Raw genomic sequence first — 18932 nt, 5'->3', positions numbered from 1 at the left:
AAACTGCCTGATCGATAAAGGCACTGGCTTTTAACACGCTGTTGAGTTCTCAAGAAACGGACACCCACCGCGCTCCACCCGCTCTCGCGGGCCTCGCTCCGGGGCAACCCTTCCAATCTACTCGAACCGTCCGATTTGTGCAACTTCGTCCGTTTCGAGCACCCACGGACACATCATCGAAGACCTTGATCTTCAATGTCGTTCCGGGGGTCCCCCGGGTCGGCCGCCGTCTCCGGCGTCCCGTTCCCCTTGGGGCAGGTAGAACACTAGATCGGGGCGGCGGCACCGTCAAATCGACGCCGGGGACCGTAATTTGCCTGCTCAGCGCCTGTGTTCAGGGGGCTCAGGGCGTTGCCGGGACGTTTCCCGTGACCGCACTGTGACGTGAATCTACCGAGCTTTTCCCCGGGGCATACCGAAGGCCCCGCCCGAGACCACGGACGGGGCCCTCAGCGACCGGGTCAGGCGCGGACGACCTCCACGCCGCCGATGTTGCGCTTGCCGCGGCGCAGCACCAGGAAGCGGCCGTGCAGCAGGTCCTCGGCGGACGGGACGGCGTCCTCCGACTCGACCTTCGCGTTGTTCACGTACGCGCCGCCCTGGGCGATCGCGCGACGGGCCTCGGACTTGCTCTTGCAGAGTCCGGAGGCGGCAAGCAGGTCCGCGACGGACGGCAGGTCACCTGGGGCGACCTCCGTACGCGGAACCTCGGACAGGGCCGCCGCGAGGGTCCGCTCGTCCAGCTCGCCGAGCTCGCCCTGGCCGAACAGGGCCTTGGACGCGGCGATGGCGGCGGTGGTCTCGTCCGCGCCGTGGACGAGCGTGGTCATCTCCTCGGCGAGCGCGCGCTGCGGGATACGGGCGGCGGGGCGCTCCGAGCCGTCCTTCAGCAGCTGCTCGATCTCCTCGCGGGGCTTGAACGAGAAGACCTTGAGGTAGTTCTCGATGTCCCGGTCGTCGGCGTTGATCCAGAACTGGTAGAAGGCGTACGGCGAGGTCAGCTCGGGGTCGAGCCAGTAGGTCTCGCCGCCGGCCGTCTTGCCGAACTTGGAGCCGTCCGCCTTGGTGAGCAGCGGGGTGGTGAGCGCGTGCGCGGAACCTCCCTCGACGCGCCGGATCAGGTCGACCCCGGCGGTGAGGTTGCCCCACTGGTCGCTGCCCCCGGTCTGGAGGACGCAGCCGTACCGGCGGTACAGCTCCAGGTAGTCCATGGACTGCAGCAGGACGTAGCTGAACTCGGTGTAGCTCATCCCGGACGACTCGAGCCGCGCCTTGACGGTCTCGCGGGCGAGCATCTTGTTGACCGGGAAGTGCTTGCCGACGTCGCGCAGGAACTCGATGACCGACATGGGACCGGTCCAGTCGAGGTTGCTGACCATGGTCGCGCCGGTCGGGCTGTCGTCGAAGTCCAGGAACCGGGAGATCTGGCCGCGGATGCGCTCGACCCAGCCCGCGACGGTCTCCTCGGTGTTGAGGACGCGCTCGGCGCTCTTGCCGCTGGGGTCGCCGATGAGGCCGGTGGCCCCGCCGACCACGCCGATGGGCCGGTGCCCGGCCCGCTGGAAGCGGCGCAGGGTGAGGATCTGGATGAGGTTGCCGAGGTGCAGCGACGGCGCCGTCGGATCGAACCCGCAATAGAGCGTGACCGGCCCCGCGGCGAGCAAGGCCCGCAGTTCACTCTGGTCGGTGGACTGCGCGATCAGGTCGCGCCATGCGAGATCGTCCAGGATGTCGGTCACGGTCTCCCTCGTCTCCGGCTTGCTTTTCTTCCTGTGGTCCACAGGGTTCCCCATGGACGCTGCACAGGCTAACGATATTCGGGACCGGCCGATGAGGTTCAGGCCGGCGCACAGGGGTGTGGCGTTCCGTCCCAGGTCACGGGCTCGCGGGGGTGCGCCGCCTGGGGTTGTGGGGGCGGTAGGCGGAGACCGTGGGGTCGCCGTCGATCCAGAACCGCCAGGGGGTGTCCTTGCCGCCGTTCACGCCGACGCGGGGGCCCGAGCGGACGGCCGTGGGGGCGACCGGGTCACCGGGCAGGACGCGCAGGGGGCCGTCCGGATCGCAGACGTCCAGGCCGTTCTCGGGACGGGAGATGGCGAGCGCGTTGCAGAGGCGGGCGGGTCCCCGGGCGAGGTCGCGGACGGACGAGCGGGGCCGCCGGGCCGCGGCCAGGTCCCGGCCTTCGATGATCTCTCCGGCGCGCAGGAGGATTCCGGAGGCGGTGCCGGCGGGGCCGCAGACCAGGTTGACGCAGTGATGCATGCCATACGTGAAGTACACGTAGGTGTGGCCGGGAGGGCCGAACATCACGGCGTTGCGTCCGGTCTGACCGCGGTAGGCGTGGGACGCCGGGTCGCGGGGGCCCGCGTACGCCTCGACCTCGGTGAGGCGGACGGCGACGGTGCCCTCGTCGGTGGTGTGGACGAGGACGCTGCCGAGCAGGCGCGGGGCGACGAGTTCCACGGGCGCGCCGTAGAAGCTCCGCGGCAGTGGTGCTCCGTGCATTCCCTCACCCTGGTCGTCCGGCTCGGCCGGTTCCACCGTACCGGCCGGGCCGGACGCCCGCGGACGGTGGTGTCGCGGGCGTCCGGACGGCCGGTGGCACGGCGCGGACGGGTGTCAGGAGCCGTTGCCGGAGGCCCAGGCGGCGTGCTCGTTGACCTGGGCGCGCAGGGAGTCCAGCTGCTCGCGGACGCGGTCGGGGGCGGTGCCGCCGTGCGCCTTGCGGGACGCGAGCGCGCCCTGCACGTTCAGCACCTCCCGGACGTCCGGGGTGAGGTGCTCGGACACCTTGGCGAGCTCCTCGTCGGTGAGGTCGCCGAAGTCCTTGTCGTTGACCTGGCACCAGACGACGAGGTGGCCGACGATCTCGTGCGCGTCGCGGAAGACGACGCCGCGCCGGACGAGCAGCTCGGCGAGGTCGGTGGCCAGGGCGTAGCCCTCGGGGGCGAGCGCCTCGAGCCGCTCGGTGTTGACCCGCATGGTCGCGACCAGCCCGGACATGGCGGGCAGGACGGTCAGGAGGGTCTCGACGGCGTCGAAGGCGCCCTCCTTGTCCTCCTGGAGGTCGCGGTTGTAGGTGAGCGGCAGGCCCTTGAGGGTGGTGAGCAGGCCGACGAGGTGGCCGATGAGGCGGCCGGCCTTGCCGCGGGCGAGCTCGGCGACGTCCGGGTTCTTCTTCTGCGGCATGATCGACGACCCGGTGGCGTAGGTGTCGTCCATCTCGATCCAGCGGAACTCCTGGGAGGCCCAGAGGCAGATCTCCTCGCCGAGCCGGGACAGGTGGACGCCGATCAGCGCGGTGACGAAGAGGAACTCGGCGACGAAGTCGCGGTCGGACACGGCGTCCATGGAGTTGGGCGCGGCGGAGTCGAAGCCGAGTTCGGCGGCGGTGGCCTGCGGGTCGAGCGGCAGGGACGATCCGGCGAGGGCGCCGGAGCCGAGCGGGGACACCGCCGTGCGCTTGTCCCAGTCGCGCATCCGGGAGATGTCGCGGGTGAGCGGCTGCACGTGGGCGAGCAGCTGGTGGGAGAACAGCACGGGCTGGGCGTGCTGGAGGTGGGTCATGCCGGGCGCGGCGACGCCGAGGTTGTGCTCGGCCTGCGCGATGAGCGCGGTCTCCAGCTCGACCAGGCGGGACACGACCTGGCGGGCGTGGTCGCGCAGGTAGAGGCGCAGGTCGGTGGCGACCTGGTCGTTGCGGGAGCGGCCGGCGCGGAGCTTGCCGCCGAGCGTGCCGAGGCGTTCGAGGAGGCCGCGTTCGAGGGCGGTGTGCACGTCCTCGTCGGCGACGGTCGGCCGGAACTCGCCCTTCTTGCAGGCCTCCTCGAGGTCGTCGAGGGCGCCGATCATCCGGTCGAGTTCCTCGTCTGTGAGCAGGCCCGCGCGGTTGAGCACGCGGGCGTGGGCGCGCGAGCCCATCAGGTCGTAGGGGGCGAGCCGCCAGTCGAACTGGACGCTCACCGAGAGCCGCGCGAGCGCGTCCGACGGGCCGCCTTCGAACCTGCCGCCCCACAGACGGGTCGGTGCCTTCGTCACTGGTTAGTCCTCTGTTGTCCGCTGTCGTTTGTCTGGTTCTCACTGCACGCTGATCGCGTGGGCACGCGGTCGCGCTTGGCCCCGCGCCGGTGTCCGGCGCCGGGCTAGCTTCGTCGTTCGCGTCCGGCGGGGAGGCGGAGCAGGGCCTCGGCGAGCTCCCTGCCGCCGGCGGGGTCGCGGGAGATGACGAGGATGGAGTCGTCGCCCGCGACCGTGCCGAGGATGGACGGCCATTCGGCGTGGTCGATGGCCGAGGCGAGGTACTGGGCCGCTCCCGGCGGGGTGCGGACGATGACCAGGTTGGCCGACGCCTCCGCGGAGACCAGCAGTTCGGCGGCGAGCCGGGTGAGGCGGCCGTCGAAGGTCTCGGCGGCGCCGGTGGGGACGCGGCGGATGCGCTCCCCGCCCTCCCCCGGCACGGCGTAGATCAGGCTGCCGTCCTCGGCGCGCAGTTTCACCGCGCCGATCTCCACCAGGTCCCGGGACAGGGTGGCCTGGGTGACCTCGACACCCGCGTCCGCCAGGAGTTTGGCGAGTTCGCCCTGGGAGTGGACGGGGTGCCGGGACAGCAGTTCGATCACCCGGGCGTGCCGGGCGGCCTTGGTCATCGGTGTGGTCACGCAGTGTTCTCCAGTAGCCAGGTCAGCAGGGCCTTCTGCGCGTGCAGACGGTTTTCGGCCTCGTCCCAGACCACGCTCTGCGGACCGTCCAGGACGGCGGCGGCGATCTCCTTGCCGCGGTAGGCGGGAAGGCAGTGCAGCACGATGGCGCCGGGAGCGGCGTGCGTGAGCAGCGCCTCGTCCACAGAATACGGTTCGTAGAGGCCGGTGTCCTTCCCTTCCTGCCCCATGGACACCCATGTGTCGGTCGCGAGGACGTCGGTTCCGGTCGCGGCCTCGACGGGGTCGGCCGTGACCAGAACGGATCCACCGGTCGTGGCGGCGATCTCCTGGGCGCGTGCGACGACGGCGGGGTCGGGCGGGAGGGACGCGGGTGCGCCGATCCGGACGTGCATGCCGGCGGTGGCGCAGCCGAGCAGGTAGGAGTGCGCCATGTTGTTCGCGCCGTCGCCGAAATAGGCGAGGGTGAGGCCGGCGAGGCCGCCCTTGTGTTCCCGGATCGTCTGCAGGTCGGCGAGGACCTGGCAGGGGTGGAACCGGTCGGTGAGGGCGTTGACGACGGGGACGGTCGTGCCGTCCGCCATCTCGTCGATGCGGGACTGGTCGCCGGTGCGCCAGACGATCGCGGCGGCCTGCCGTTCGAGCACGCGCGCGCTGTCGGCGATGGACTCGCCGCGTCCCATCTGGCTGTTGCCGGTGTCGAGGACGAGGGGGTTCCCGCCGAGTTCGGCGATGCCGACGGTGAAGGAGACGCGGGTGCGGGTGGACGACTTGTCGAACAGCACCGCGACCGTCCGGGGCCCGGCGAGGGGCTTGTGGGCGAAGCGGTCCTTCTTCATGGCGGCGGCGAGGTCGAGGACCTGCGCCTGCTCGGCGGGGGTGAGGTCGTCGTCGCGCAGGAAGTGCCGGACGTTCACTGGCAGGACGGTCACTGGGAGGCCTCCTGCGTCTGTGCGGCCTGGTCGAGGATGGCGGGCAGGGCGTCCAGGAAGGTCCGGGCCTGCGCGGCGGTGAGGACGAGGGGCGGGGCGAGCCGGATGGCGTCCGGGCGCACGGCGTTGACCAGGAACCCGGCGGCGAGCGCGGCGTCCTGGACGGCGGCGGACGCGTCGGACGTCAAGACGATCGCCTGCCACAGCCCGCGGCCGCGCACGCGCGCGAGGAGCGGGTGGTCGATCGCGGCGATGCCGTCGGCCAGGAGCTCGCCGACCTCGGCGGCGTTGGCGAGCAGGCCGTCCGCGTCCAGGGTGTCGAGGACGGCGAGGGCGGCGGCCGCGGCGACGGGGTTGCCGCCGAAGGTGCTGCCGTGGTCGCCCTTGGCGAAGATCTCGCCGTGCTCGCCGAACGCGACGACCGCGCCGATCGGGAGGCCGCCGCCGAGGCCCTTGGCGAGGGTGAGGATGTCGGGACGGGCGTCCTCGTGCTGGAAGGCGAACCAGGCGCCGGTCCGGCCGATCGCGGACTGGATCTCGTCGCCGACGTAGAGCGCGCCGTTGGCGGTGCAGATCTCGCGGGCGGCGGCGAGGTAGCCGGGCGGCGGCAGGACGACGCCCGCCTCGCCCTGCGTGGGCTCGAGGAAGACGGCGGCGCAGTCCTCGGTGACGGCGTCCTTGAGCGCGGCCGCGTCACCGTACGGGACGAACCGGACGTCCCACCCGAACGGCCCGAACGGCTCGCGGATCGCCTGCTTGCCGGTCAGGGAGAGCGCGCCGAGGCTGCGGCCGTGGAAGCCGTCCTCGGTGGCGACGAAGTAAGTCTTGCCGTGCGTCTTGCCGTACTTGATGGCGAGCTTCAGCGCGGCCTCGTTGGCCTCGGTGCCGCTGTTGGCGAGGAAGACCCGTCCGTCGCCGCCGAGCAGGTCGCGCAGCTTCTCGGCGAGCAGGATCTCCGGCTCGTTGAGCAGCAGGTTGGACGAGTGGGCGAGCTTGGCGACCTGCCCGGTCACGGCCGCGACGAGCGCGGGGTGCGCGTGGCCGAGCGAGGTGACGGCGATGCCGCCGAACAGGTCCAGGTAGGCGTTGCCGTCGACGTCCCAGACCGTGCAGCCCTCGCCGCGGGCGAGCGCGAGGGGCGGGACGCCGTAGTTCGGCATGAACGCGGCCTCGTACCGCTTCCTCAGGTCGTCGTTGTGGGGGGTGGTCACGCGGGTTCTCCCTCCGGCACGGCCGGTTCCTCGTCGATCATGGCGGGCCCGCCCGGGACGCCGGGCGTGACCATCGTGCCGATGCCCTCTTCGGTGAAGATCTCCAGCAGCAGCGCGTGCGGGACCCGTCCGTCCAGGACGTGGGCCTGCGGGACGCCGCCGCGCACCGCCGCCAGGCACGCCTCCATCTTGGGGACCATGCCCGCCGACAGGTCCGGCAGCAGCGCCGCCAGCTCGTCGGTGGTCAGCCGGTCGATGACGTCGTCGGACGCGGGCCAGTCGGCGTACAGGCCCTCCACGTCGGTGAGGACGACCAGCTTGGCCGCGTCGAGCGCGACGGCGAGCGCCGCGGCGGCCGTGTCGGCGTTGACGTTGTAGATCTCGCCGTCGTCGCCGCGCGCGACGCTGGACACGACCGGGACGCGGCCGTCGTTCAGCATCGCCCTGACCGCGCCGACCTGCACCTCGACGATCTCGCCGACCTGGCCGATGTCGACCTTGGCGCCGTCCACGTAGGCGGGCTTGCGCTCGGCGGTGAACAGGTTGGCGTCCTCGCCGGACATCCCGACCGCGAACGCGCCGTGCCGGTTGATGAGCCCGACGACGTCCCGCTGCACCTGCCCGACCAGCACCATCCTGACGACCTCCATCGCCTCGGGCGTGGTGACGCGCAGCCCGGCGGTGAAGGACGACTCGATGCCGTGCCTGGCGAGCGCGGCGTTGATCTGCGGGCCGCCGCCGTGCACGATGACCGGCCGCAGCCCGGCGTAGCGCAGGAAGACGATGTCCTCGGCGAACTGGTGGCGCAGGGCCTCGTCGGTCATGGCGTGGCCGCCGTACTTGATGACGACGGTCTTGCCGTGGAAGCGCTCGAGCCAGGGCAGCGCGTCGATGAGCGTGGTCGCCTTCGGCAGGACTGCCTCGCGCCGCCGCCGCATCCGCTCGCCGGAGATCAGGGCGCTCACGAGCTGTACGCCGAGTTCTCGTGGACATAGTCCGCCGTGAGGTCGGTCGTCCAGACGGTAGCGCTGTGCGGGCCCGCGGACAGGTCCACGGTGATGGTGACGTCGCGCGGGCGCAGGTCGACCTTGTCGCGGTCGTCGCCGAACGAGCCGTTCCGGCAGACCCAGACGCCGTTGATCGCGACGTTCAGCTCGTCCGGCTCGAAGACGGCGTCGGTGGTGCCGACGGCCGACAGCACCCGTCCCCAGTTGGGGTCCTCGCCGTGGATGGCGCACTTGAGGAGGTTGTTGCGGGCGACGGTGCGTCCGACGGTGACCGCGTCGGCCTCGCTGGCCGCGCCGACCACCTCGATCGCGATGGCCTTGGACGCGCCCTCGGCGTCGACGAGCATCTGCCGGGTGAGGTCGGCGCACAGGTCGACGAGCAGTTCGGTGAAGGCCGCGATGTCCGGGGTGACGCCGCTGACGCCGGACGCCATGATCACGACGGTGTCGTTGGTGGACATGCAGCCGTCGGCGTCGAGCCGGTCCAGGGTCGCGCCGGTGGCGGTGCGCAGCGCGCGGTCCAGGGCCTCGGCGGGCAGGTCGGCGTCGGTGGTGACGACGCACAGCATGGTGGCCAGGGACGGGGCGAGCATGCCCGCGCCCTTGGCCATGCCGCCGATCATGTAGCCGTCGCCCTGCCGGAAGGCGATCTTCGCGACGGTGTCGGTGGTGCGGATCGCGTCGGCGGCGGCGAGCCCGCCGTCCCCGCGGGACAGCTCGGCGGCGGCGGCCTCGACACCGGGCAGCAGTTTGTCCATGTCGAGGCGGGTGCCGATGAGGCCGGTGGAGCAGACCATGACCTCGCCCGCCGAGTCCGACAGCAGGTCGGCGACGCGCTCGGCGGTGAGGTGGGTGTCGGCGAAGCCGTCCGGGCCGGTGCAGGCGTTGGCTCCGCCGGAGTTCAGCACCACCGCGCGGAGCCGTCCGCCCTTGACGGCCTGCTCGGACCAGAGCACCGGCGCGGCCTTCACGCGGTTGCTGGTGAAGACGGCGGCGGCGGCGCGGGACGGGCCCTCGTTGACGACGAGGGCGACGTCGCGTCCGCCGTTCGCCTTGAGTCCGGCGCTGACGCCTGCGGCGCTGAATCCTTGGGGGGCGGTGACGCTCACGGTGCGACTCCGATCGTGGTGAGGCCGAGGGTTTCGGGGAGGCCGAGGGCGAGGTTGGCGCTCTGCACGGCGCCACCGGCGGTGCCCTTGGCGAGGTTGTCGATGGCGGCGACCGCGACGATCCGTCCGGCGCGCTCGTCGAGGGCGACCTGGACGAGCGCGGTGTTCGCGCCGAGGGTCATCGCCGTGGACGGCCACCGTCCTTCGGGCAGCAGCCCGACGAACGGCTCGCCGTCGTAGGCGGTGGCATAGGCGTCGCGCAGGCGCTCGGCGGTGAGGCCGGGACGGGCCTTGGCGGTGCAGGTGGCGAGGATGCCGCGGCTCATCGGGGCGAGGGTCGGGGTGAACGACACCGTGACCGGTTCGCCCGCGACGGCCGACAGGCTCTGCTCCATCTCGGGGGTGTGCCGGTGGACGCCGCCGACGCCGTAGGCGCTGACCGAGCCCATGACCTCGCTGCCGAGCAGGTGCGTCTTCAGGCCCTTGCCGGCGCCGGACGTCCCGGACGCGGCGACGACCACGACGTCCGGTTCGGCGAGGTGGGCCATCATGGCCGGGAACAGGGCGAGCGCGACCGAGGTCGGGTAGCAGCCGGGGACGGCGATCCGGTTCGTCCGGCGGAGGACCTCGCGCTGGCCGGGCAGTTCCGGCAGGCCGTAGGGCCAGGTGCCCGCGTGCGGGGAGTTGTAGAAGAACTCCCACTCGCCCGGGTCGTTCAGGCGGAAGTCCGCGCCGCAGTCCACCACGAGGGTGTCGTCGCCGAGGAGCCGGGCGTAGGAGCCGGACTCGCCGTGCGGGAGTGCGAGGAAGACCACGTCGTGCCCGGTGAGGACGTTCGGGGTGGTCGGGTCGAGGACGCGGTCCGCCAGGGATCGCAGGTGCGGCTGGAGCTCGCCCAGGGGGCGGCCCGCGTTGGAGCTCGCCGTCACCGCACCGATCTCGAATTCCGGATGTCCCGCCAGCACACGAAGGATCTCGCCGCCCGCGTACCCGCTGGCACCGGCGACCGCCGCTCGGATTCCCATCTCTCACTGCCCTTCCGAAGCAATGAGCAAAAGTATGCACTGGAGTGGATGAGTATTCAACACCGGGTCGCCGACCCTCTCACGATGTGAGACGTCCCCCGGCTTGCTTAGCCATCTAAACATTTGACGACTAACAGTATGTTGGCTAACAATGTCCGCATGGACACCGAGAAGTTGGGCTTCGGGAACCTCGGCGCCCTGGGGCCGCCCGAGGAGTGGCCGATCGCCCGCCTGTTCGCCGCCGCGATGCGGCTCGGCGGGCCCGTCATGTGGCGGATCGTGGAGCAGCACGGGATGAGCCCCGCCGGGTACTTCCTGCTGCGCCTCCTCCAGGCCAACCCCGAGGGCCTGCGCGCGGGCGACGCCGCGCGCGGGCTCAGCGTGACCCCCGCCACCCTCACCTCGGTCGTCAACACGCTCGAACGCGACGGCTACGTCGAGCGCCGCCGCCACACCGGCGACCGGCGCGCCGTCCTGCTGCACGCCACCGAGGCGGGCATCACACTGCTCACCGAGGTCGGGCCCGGCATCGGCGCCGGCATGAACGCGCTCTACGACGTGGTGCCGCCCGAGGACGAGCCGGCCGTCCGCCGCTTCCTGCTCAGCATGATCAACCGGTTCGAGGAATTCTCGAAGGGAGACCGGGAGTGCCAGACCGACCCGCCGCGGAGCGACTCCCCGCGGAACCACCCGTCGACGAGATCCGGGCCGCCGTCCGGACCGTCGACCTGAACAAGACCTACAAGGGCCCCGGCGGGGACGTGGAGGCCGTCCGCGGGATCGACCTGTCGATCGCGCACGGCGAGTTCTACGGCCTGCTCGGCCCGAACGGCGCCGGGAAGTCCACCACCATCGGGATGCTGACGTCCCTGGTCGTCCCGACGTCCGGACGGGCCGTCGTCTGCGGCTTCGACGTCGCCAGGCACCCGGTGGAGGTGAAGCGCCGCATCGGCATGGTGTCGCAGGGCAACACCCTGGACAACGAGCTGAACGCCTTCGAGAACCTGGAGTTCCGGGGCCGCTACTTCGGATTGTCGGCCCGCGACGCGCGCCACCGCGCGGACGAGCTGATGGAGATGTTCAACCTCACCGACCGGCGCAAGGGCAAGCCGTTCGAGATGTCCGGCGGGCAGGCCAAGCGGCTGATGATCTGCCGCGCGCTGGTGCACCGCCCCGAGGTGCTGTTCCTGGACGAGCCGACCGCCGGCCTCGACCCGCAGACCCGCGTCAACCTGTGGGACGTCCTGCGCGAGCTGCAGCGCGAGGGCCAGACCATCCTCCTGACCACGCACTACATGGAGGAGGCCGAGGCGCTCTGCGAGCGCGTCGCGGTCATCGACCACGGCAAGGTCCTCGCCAGCGGCACCGTGGACGACCTCAAGGCGTCCGCCGGGGCCGACACCGTCGTCACGGTCGTCTACGACGGGCCCGTCCCGGACGGCGTGGCCAAGCTCCGCGACCGCGACGGCGTCACCAAGGTCGAGGTCACCGACGAGCAGGTGCGCGTGTTCGCGCACTCCCCCGAAGGGGTGCTCGGCGAGCTCGTCGCGATCGGCGCGTCCGCCGGGACCGGCGTCACCGACGCGTCCCAGCTCCGGCCCAGCCTGGAGTCCGCCTTCCTCACCCTCACCGGACGGGAGTACCGAGAGTGACCGCCGTGACCTCGGCCGCGGGCGCCGCGCCCGCCGTGCGGCCCACGCTGCCGCGCACGTTCCTGGCGATGATGGCCCGCGAGGTGCGGGTGCTGCGCAAGAACTTCGTCTCGAGTTTCGCCCGCGTGCTGATCCAGCCGCTGATGTTCGTGTTCGTGTTCTCCTACGTCCTGCCGAAGATCGGCGGCGCCGGGACGGGCGCGATGGCGGCCGCCGGGCGCGGCGCCACCTTCTCCACCGTGCTGGTGCCCGGCCTGGTCGGGTCGGCCCTGGTCATGCAGGCCATGATGGCGGTGATCTTCCCGCTGATGATGGAGCTGAACTGGCAGCGGTCGATCACCGACCGGGCGCTCGCGCCGCTCTCGGTGCCGATGCTGGCCGTCCAGAAGATCACCGCGGCCGGGCTGCAGGCGCTCATCGGCGGGCTGCTGGTGTTCCCGTGCGTGCTGTTCGTGCACGCGTCGGGCCAGGGGCCGCAGGTCCACGTGGGCAACTGGGCGACGCTCGTGGTCGTGCTGGTGCTCGGGTCGGCGATGTCGGCCGCGGCCGGGCTGTGGCTCGGCACGCTGATGGACCCGCAGAAGGTCCAGATGATGTTCGCGCTGGTCCTGCTGCCGATGTCGATGCTCGGGTGCGTGTACTACCCCTGGGCGGCGATGGACCACATCCGCTGGCTGCAGATCCTCGTGCTGGCCAACCCGATGGTGTACGTGAACGAGGGGCTGCGCGCCGCGCTCACCCCGCAGGTCCCGCACATGTCGGCGTGGGCGTACCTCAGCGTCCTGGTGGTCGGGACGGCCCTGCTCGGCTGGCTCTCGACGCGGACGTTCACCCGCCGCGTGCTGCAGTAGTCCCGCGGGCACGCCCGCCGCGTGCTGCAGTGGTCGCGGGCACGCCCGCCGCGTGCCGCAGTGGTCGCGGGCACGCCCGCCGCGTGCCGCAGTGGTCGCGGGCACGCCCGCCGCGTGCCAGTGGACGCGGCGGGCGTGCTTCTTCCTACATCGGGCCGGTCTCGGTCAGGCCCTCGGCGCGGTCCACGCGCAGCCGGCGGGTGATCCCGAGGCCGCGCAGGAACGCCGGGTCGTGGCTCACCACGACCAGGGCTCCCTCGTAGGCGTCCAGGGCCTGGCCGAGCTGCCGGACGCCGGCCAGGTCGAGGTTGTTGGTCGGCTCGTCCAGCAGCAGGAGCCGCGGGGCGGGCTCGGCCAGCAGCAGCGATGCCAGCACGGCGCGGAACCGCTCGCCGCCGCTGAGCGTCCCGGCCGGACGGTCGGCCCGGTCGCCGCGGAACAGGAACCGGGCCAGCCCCGCCCGGACGGTCTGGACCGGCGCGTCCGGAGCGACCGCGCGGACGTTGTCCAGCACGCTCAGTCCGTCGTCCAGCACGTCCAGGCGCTGCGGCAGGTAGCGGACGCCGTCCACGCCCGCCTTCACCTCGACCCCCTCCCGGACGCGCTCCCCCACCAGGGCGCGCAGGAGGGTCGTCTTGCCCGAGCCGTTCGGGCCGACCAGCGCGATCCGCTCGGGACCGCGGACGATCAGCTCGTCCAGCGTCCCCGGGACGGGCGCGGGCGCGGTCAGGCCGGTGACGGTCAGGACCGTCCGGCCCGCCGGGACGTGCGTCGCGGGCAGCCCGATCCTGATCCCGGTGTCGTCGCGGACCAGCTCCTCCGCCTCGGCGAGCCGGCCGCGCGCGCCCTCGAGACGGTCCTCGTGCAGCCGGCGGTGCTTGCCCGCCGACACCTGCTGCTGGCGTTCGCGCTGCTTCATCACCGCCCTCGGCTCGCGTTTCTGCTCGTACATCTTGTGGCCGTACCGAACGCGCCGGGCCAGCTTGGTGTGCGCCTCGACCAGTTCGCGCTTCTGCTTGCGCAGGTCGCCCCCGGCCGTGCGGACCATCCGCTCGGCGGCCTCCCGCTCCACCTCCAGGAGCTCCTCGTAGGCGGTGAGGTTGCCGCCGAACGTGCGGACCCGGCCGTCGCGCAGGTCGGCGATCTCGTCGACGCGGTCGAGCAGCTCGCGGTCGTGGCTGACCACGACCAGCACCCCGGTCCAGGCGTCCACCCCGTCGTAGAGGCGGCGGCGCGCGTCGACGTCGAGGTTGTTGGTCGGCTCGTCCAGCAGCAGCACGTCCGGACGGGCGAGCAGCAGCGCCGCCAGCCCGACCAGGACGGTCTCGCCGCCGGACAGCGTCCCGACCGTCCGGTCGAGGTCCAGGTGGTGCAGGCCCAGCCGGTCCAGCTCGGCGCGGGCGCGCTCCTCCACGTCCCAGTCGTCGCCGACCGCGGCGAAGTTCTCCTCGGTGGCCTCGCCGCGCTCGATGGCGTGGAGCGCGGCGCGGGCCGGGGAGATCCCGAGCAGGTCGGCGACCGTCCGGGCGGTGCCGAGCGGCAGGGACTGCGGCAGGTGGCCGACCCGGCCCCGCACCGACACCGACCCGGACGCCGGGCGCAGCTCGCCCGCGGCCAGCCTCAGCAGCGTGGACTTGCCGGAGCCGTTGACCCCGATCAGGCCGGTCCGGCCGGCGCCGAACGCGGCGTCCAGGCCGTCCAGGCCGTCCAGGCCGTCCAGGACGACGGTGCCGTCCCGCCAGGCGAAGGTGAGGTCGGAGCAGACGATGGCGAATGACATGGGGCCTCCATGAACGTGTCAGGTGATGAACGGGACACATGGAGGCACCGCGGCCGTCGCGCATCGTTCGCGCACGGGAACCGGCGGGCATGGAAAAGCCCGGCCGGGAAGTCCGCTGAGATCGCTGCGCATCCTCGAGCCCGATGACGGGCGAGGCGACTACGCGGTGCCTGCGACCTCAGATCTCCAAGGAACTCCCCTGCCGGACGACGCTGTGACGCGATCAGACTACCCAGCCCACTAACGCGACACAAGTCGTATTAGCACTTTCCCTCAACTTTTCTCAGAGGAGCGCCGGAGCGAGGCGTTCGAGCAGGTCGACCATGCCGGAAAGGCTCGCGGCCTGGGGCGTGACGAGCACGTGGTCGGCCCCGGCATCCAGATGCCCGGCAACCCGGAGCGCGATCGCCTTCTCGTCGCCGTGGGCATAGACGGCATCGAGCACGCGGTCGGACGCCGCATCGATCTCGTCGGCGTCGAAACCCAGCCTGGCCAGGTTCCGCGCGTAGGCGGGGACCTTCAGGCCGTAGGCCGCCGTGGTGCGGAGCGTCGTGCGCGCCACATCCGGGTCCGACTCCAGAAGAACACTGACCTGCGGGATCACCAGCCCGTCGGGGCCGAGGACGCGGCGCGCGTCGGCGGTGTGCGCGACCGGGACGAAGAACGTGTGGACGCCGTGCGCGCGGTCCCGGGCGAGTTCGAGCATGCGCGGATTGATCGCGGCGAGAACGCGCGGGTACGGCGCGTCCGAGACGAGCGAACGGGCCGGATATCCCGGCGGGAGAGGTGTTCCGGCGTCCATCTCGTCCAGGTAGGAGCGCATTTTCTGGAGCGGCTTCCAGTCGGTCACCCCGGTCGCCTTCGCCTGGTACGGGTGACCGGCGCCGAGGCCGAACACGAACCGGCCGGGGTAGGCGTCCGCGAGCGTCGCGGCGCCGCCGTGCGCGGTGCCACCGTGCCGCGCCCACACGTTGGCGATGCCCGTGCCGACGATCAGGTTCTCGGTCGCGGCGAGGTAGAGAGCGTGCTGGGCGAAGGCGTCCTTGCCGCCGACGGTCTCGCCCGTCCACACCGAGCCGTAGCCGAGGGCCTCGATCCGGGCGACCTCGCGCATCTCGTCGGCCGCGGAGACCGGGCCGTGGACCTGCTTGTTGAGCCACACTCCGACGCGTCCGAGCCGTCGCCGGGTCTCGCGCACCACGTCCACGTCCGCATTCACCATGAACACCTTTCGGGACCTTAAACTGAGGGGCCCTCCATTTAAACGGAGGGGTCCTCCGGAAGACAAGGGGTGGGAGCGTGCCGAATCCGGGACGGCCCATGCGCGCGGACGCGCGCCGCAACTACGGGCGCCTGCTCGCCGAGGCTGGAGCGGTGGTCGCCGAACAGGGCACGGACGCGTCGCTGGAAGAGGTCGCGCGCCGTGCGGGCGTCGGCATCGGCACCCTGTACCGGCACTTCCCCACCCGGGAGGCGCTGCTGGAGGCGCTGTTGCGCGACCGCTTCGACGGCCTGGCCTCCTACGCCGAGGATCTGCTCGGCGCGGACGACCCGTTCGACGCGCTGGTCGCCTGGCTGCGCCGCATCGCCAAGGGCACGGTCGCCTACCGCGGGCTCGCGCAGGCGATGATGGCCGCGCTCCAGGACGAGGCGTCCGACCTCTACGTGTCGTGCCACGGCATGCGCGCCGGTGGGCAGGCGCTTCTCGCGCGCGCGCAGAAGGCCGGGGAGGTGCGTCCGGACGTCCGTCCTGAGGACGTGCTGTACCTCGCGGGCATGGTCGCCACCGCCACCGAGCAGGTCCCCGGCGACGCCGCGCTGCACGACCGGCTCTTCACCTACGTCATCGACGGTCTGCGCGCGCGATAGCGGCACGGGTTACAGGTGGACGATCTCCCCCAAACCTCGACATGCTTATGCGGTGAGGAGCAGGATTTTCGTCGGACGCACCGCCGAACTCGCCGCACTGCACTCCGCGCACGCGCGCGCGGAGCAGAGCGAGACGGCCGTCGTGCTGGTCGCGGCCGAGGCGGGCGGCGGCAAGTCACGCCTGGTGGAGGAGTTCGTCCGGGACCGGCGCGCGCTCGTCGGCGGCTGCCTGGACCTCGGCGCGGCGAGCCTGCCTTACGCGCCGTTCACCGCGATGCTGCGGCGGCTCGGCCCGGACGAAGTCACGCGGCTGACGTCCCCGGCCGCGCGCCGCGAGCTGGCCCGGCTGCTGCCCGCGCTCGGCGACGCCGCCGGCGACGAGGGCTCCGGGCAGGTGCGCCTGTTCGAGCACGTCCTCGGGCTGACCGAACGGCTCGGCGCGGACGAGCCGATCGTCCTGGTCGTGGAGGACGCGCACTGGGCCGACCGCTCCACCCGCGACCTGCTGGCGTTCCTCGTGCGCAACCCGGTGCCCGCGAAGGTGCTGCTCATCGTCACCTTCCGCGCGGACGAGCCGGAGGCGCGCGAGCTGTTCGCCGAACTGGCGCGCCTCCCCCACGTGACCCGGCTCGACCTGCCGCCGCTCACCCGCACCGAGGTCGCCGCGCAGGTCCGCGGGCTGCTCGGCGGCGCCCCGCCGTCCATGATCCGGGACGTCCACGCGCGCGGCGGCGGCAACCCCCTGTTCATCGAGGCCCTCGCGGAGAACCCCGGCGAGGCCGTGCCCGGCTCGCTGCGCGACCTGCTGCTCACCCGGTTCCGCACGCTGCCCGACAACACCCGCGCCGCCGTCCGGGTCGCGAGCGCCGCCGGCGACCGGGTCGGCCACGGCCTGCTCACCGCCGCCGCGGACGACCGCGGGCTCGAGGAGGCGCTGCGTCCGGCCGTCGACCGCGGCCTGCTGGTCGCGGACGAGGACGGGTACGCCTTCCGGCACGCGCTGATCCGCGAGGCCGTCCACCTGGACCTGCTGCCCGGCGAGCGCGCCCGGCTGCACCGCCGCTACGCCGAGGCCATCGAACGCGACCCGGCGCTCGCCGAGGCTCCGACCAGCGCCCTCGCCCTCCACTGGAACGCCTGCGGCGACCACGCCCGGGCGCTGGAGGCCGCCTGGCACGCGTCCGGCGAACGCGCCCGCGCCGCCGCGTACGCCGAATGCCTGACCCTGCTGGAACGCGTCCTGGCCCTGTGGAGCCGCGTCCCCGACGCCGAGGCCCGGATCGGCGTCGACCAGGGCGAGGTCATGCAGATGTCCGCGCGGGTGGCGATCGCGACCGCCGACTTCGAGTACGGGATGCGCACCGTCCGGACGCTGCTGGATCGCGCCGAGGACCCCGACGAGGTCTCCGCGCTGCTGTCGCTGCGCGGTATCTTCCGCGGCTTCGCCGGCCAGCGCGACGATCTGGACGACTTCCACGAGGCGGAGCGGCTGGCGTCCCGTCCCACCCCGCAGCGGGTGTGGGCGCTCACCCAGCTCAGCGGGCGGCTGTCGGTGCGCGGCGACCTGGACTCCGCCGGACGCATCGGCCGGGAGGGCCTGGAGCTGGCCCGCGAGCTCGGCGGGCACCCGGCCGTGGACGCCCTGCGCGTCACCGTCGCGTCCGCCGCCGCCCGTGACGGGCTCGGCGACCTCCGCCCGCTGGAGCGGCTCCGCTGGGCGGACCTGGACGACGAGTCGCGCGTCCGCGTGTTCACCCACCTGTCCCACTGCTACGAGGGCGCCGGACGGTCCGCCGACGCGCTCGCGGTGGCCGACGAGGGCCTGGCGCTCGCCGAACGGACGGGCCTCACCTACAGCGCGGGCCTCGCCATGGTCAACAACCGGATCGAGGCCCTGTTCCGGCTCGGCCGGTGGGACGAGGCGGGCCGCCACCTCCGCCGCGCCCTCGACCGCTACCACAACCCCGCGATGCGCATCCAGCTCGGCATCTGGGCCGCCGCGCTCCGCGCCGCGACGGGCACGGGCCCCGAACCGGAGCCCATCTCCCTCGCCGAACCCGTCGGCTCCGGCTACCCGCAGACCTCGCTGCCGCTCGCCCAGCGTCTCATCGACCTGCGGCTGTCCGAGGACGACCGTCCCGCGGCCCGCGCCGTCGCCGAGACCGCGCTCGGCCACCCCGACCTGACCCTCCAGCCCATCTTCGCCTGGCCGCTCCTCGCGGCCGCCTCCCGCGCGGGCGTCCCCATCCCGCCCGAGGTGATCGCGAACGCGCCGGTCGAGGGCGTCATCGCCACCGCGCACGCCGCGGCGGTCGCCGCCCGCGCCGGCGACGCGTCCGGCTGGGACACCGCCATCGGCGTCTGGGAACGCCTGGAACACCCCTACTCCCTGGCCAGGGCCCTGTTCGACGCCGCCTGCGCCGACCTCGCCGCGGGCGCCCGCGGACCCGCCGCAGACCGTCTGCGCCGCGCCGACGAGATCGCCGCGAGGCTGGGCGCCGCCCCGCTCCGCCGCCAGATCTCCGAGCGCGCCCGCCGCGCCGGCCTCTCGGGCTCGGCCAAGGGGCCGCTCACCGCCCGCGAGTCCGAGGTCCTGCGCCTCCTCGCCCGGGGACGCTCCAACAAGGAGATCGCCGCCGAGCTGTTCATCTCCCCCAAGACCGCCAGCGTCCACGTCTCCAACCTGATGGCCAAACTCGACGTGTCCTCCCGGGGCGAGGCCGTCGCCACCGCCCGCGACCGCGGTCTCCTTTAGCGATCTCGACCACCGACCGCCCGATGGTTCGGCTCAGAACAGTCGCCGGGACGCACCGGGTCGCGGTGGCATGTCCGACGGGA

16 protein-coding genes are annotated in these 18932 nt (G+C 72.6%); 5 read left to right on the top strand and 11 right to left on the bottom strand.

What is annotated here, in order from left to right; all coding sequences use genetic code 11:
- Positions 1–461: 461 nt before the first annotated feature.
- The 9 genes from tyrS to argC form a co-directional block, all read right to left on the bottom strand.
- Complete coding sequence (gene tyrS / locus AB0L06_RS38375) at positions 462–1739, bottom strand: tyrosine--tRNA ligase (RefSeq protein ID WP_500236123.1); 1278 nt, start codon at positions 1737–1739, stop codon at positions 462–464.
- 136 nt (positions 1740–1875) lie between these two features.
- Positions 1876–2505 (bottom strand): DNA-3-methyladenine glycosylase, encoded by a 630-nt coding sequence (locus tag AB0L06_RS38370; protein WP_500236122.1) that lies wholly within the window; start codon positions 2503–2505, stop codon positions 1876–1878.
- 114 nt (positions 2506–2619) lie between these two features.
- Positions 2620–4038 carry an argininosuccinate lyase gene (gene argH / locus AB0L06_RS38365; protein ID WP_500236121.1) on the bottom strand — a complete coding sequence of 473 codons (1419 nt, stop codon included), beginning with the start codon at positions 4036–4038 and terminating at the stop codon, positions 2620–2622.
- A gap of 104 nt (positions 4039–4142) precedes the next feature.
- On the bottom strand, positions 4143–4646 hold the full coding sequence (locus AB0L06_RS38360) for an arginine repressor (RefSeq protein ID WP_500236134.1): 504 nt from the start codon (positions 4644–4646) through the stop codon (positions 4143–4145).
- An 8-nt stretch (positions 4647–4654) separates the two neighbouring features.
- Complete coding sequence (gene argF / locus AB0L06_RS38355; RefSeq protein WP_500236133.1) at positions 4655–5581, bottom strand: ornithine carbamoyltransferase; 927 nt, start codon at positions 5579–5581, stop codon at positions 4655–4657.
- A 5-nt stretch (positions 5582–5586) separates the two neighbouring features.
- Positions 5587–6801: an acetylornithine transaminase gene (locus tag AB0L06_RS38350; protein WP_500236120.1), complete on the bottom strand. Its 1215-nt coding sequence runs from the start codon at positions 6799–6801 to the stop codon at positions 5587–5589.
- Positions 6798–7739, bottom strand: coding sequence for an acetylglutamate kinase (gene argB, locus AB0L06_RS38345; RefSeq protein ID WP_500236132.1), 942 nt, complete (start codon positions 7737–7739; stop codon positions 6798–6800). Before argB ends, AB0L06_RS38350 begins: the two co-directional genes overlap by 4 nt.
- 23 nt (positions 7740–7762) lie before the next feature.
- Positions 7763–8917, bottom strand: coding sequence for a bifunctional glutamate N-acetyltransferase/amino-acid acetyltransferase ArgJ (gene argJ / locus AB0L06_RS38340; protein WP_500236119.1), 1155 nt, complete (start codon positions 8915–8917; stop codon positions 7763–7765).
- Entirely contained in the window at positions 8914–9942 is a 1029-nt protein-coding gene (gene argC / locus AB0L06_RS38335) for an N-acetyl-gamma-glutamyl-phosphate reductase (RefSeq protein WP_500236118.1), read from the bottom strand. Before argC ends, argJ begins: the two co-directional genes overlap by 4 nt.
- Positions 9943–10101: 159 nt before the next feature.
- On the opposite strand from argC, the gene AB0L06_RS38330 reads away from it, so the two are divergent.
- Genes AB0L06_RS38330 through AB0L06_RS38320 form a run of 3 tightly spaced genes read left to right on the top strand, consistent with a single transcriptional unit; the run spans position 10102 to position 12445 of the window.
- Positions 10102–10674 carry a MarR family winged helix-turn-helix transcriptional regulator gene (locus tag AB0L06_RS38330; RefSeq protein WP_500236117.1) on the top strand — a complete coding sequence of 191 codons (573 nt, stop codon included), beginning with the start codon at positions 10102–10104 and terminating at the stop codon, positions 10672–10674.
- The gene (locus AB0L06_RS38325) at positions 10590–11594 is read left to right on the top strand and encodes an ABC transporter ATP-binding protein (RefSeq protein WP_500236116.1); all 1005 of its coding nucleotides are present in this window, start codon (positions 10590–10592) and stop codon (positions 11592–11594) included. The genes AB0L06_RS38330 and AB0L06_RS38325 overlap by 85 nt, the downstream gene beginning before the upstream one ends.
- The gene (locus AB0L06_RS38320; protein ID WP_500236115.1) at positions 11591–12445 is read left to right on the top strand and encodes an ABC transporter permease; all 855 of its coding nucleotides are present in this window, start codon (positions 11591–11593) and stop codon (positions 12443–12445) included. Before AB0L06_RS38325 ends, AB0L06_RS38320 begins: the two co-directional genes overlap by 4 nt.
- A gap of 145 nt (positions 12446–12590) precedes the next feature.
- Here AB0L06_RS38320 and AB0L06_RS38315 read toward each other — a convergent pair whose 3' ends face one another.
- Both AB0L06_RS38315 and AB0L06_RS38310 read right to left on the bottom strand, forming a co-directional pair.
- Positions 12591–14225, bottom strand: coding sequence for an ABC-F family ATP-binding cassette domain-containing protein (locus tag AB0L06_RS38315; RefSeq protein WP_500236114.1), 1635 nt, complete (start codon positions 14223–14225; stop codon positions 12591–12593).
- Between the two features lie 283 nt (positions 14226–14508).
- On the bottom strand, positions 14509–15447 hold the full coding sequence (locus AB0L06_RS38310; protein WP_500236131.1) for a TIGR03620 family F420-dependent LLM class oxidoreductase: 939 nt from the start codon (positions 15445–15447) through the stop codon (positions 14509–14511).
- A gap of 77 nt (positions 15448–15524) precedes the next feature.
- On the opposite strand from AB0L06_RS38310, the gene AB0L06_RS38305 reads away from it, so the two are divergent.
- Positions 15525–16094, top strand: coding sequence for a TetR/AcrR family transcriptional regulator (locus AB0L06_RS38305; protein ID WP_500236113.1), 570 nt, complete (start codon positions 15525–15527; stop codon positions 16092–16094).
- A 52-nt stretch (positions 16095–16146) separates the two neighbouring features.
- Entirely contained in the window at positions 16147–18849 is a 2703-nt protein-coding gene (locus AB0L06_RS38300) for a helix-turn-helix transcriptional regulator (protein ID WP_500236112.1), read from the top strand.
- The last annotated feature ends 83 nt before the right edge of the window (positions 18850–18932 follow it).

This window comes from Spirillospora sp. NPDC052269, assembly GCF_040679435.1.
Classification (GTDB): domain Bacteria; phylum Actinomycetota; class Actinomycetes; order Streptosporangiales; family Streptosporangiaceae; genus Spirillospora.
Note: the sequence above shows the minus strand (reverse complement) of the source record. Positions and strands in the feature narration are given on the sequence as shown.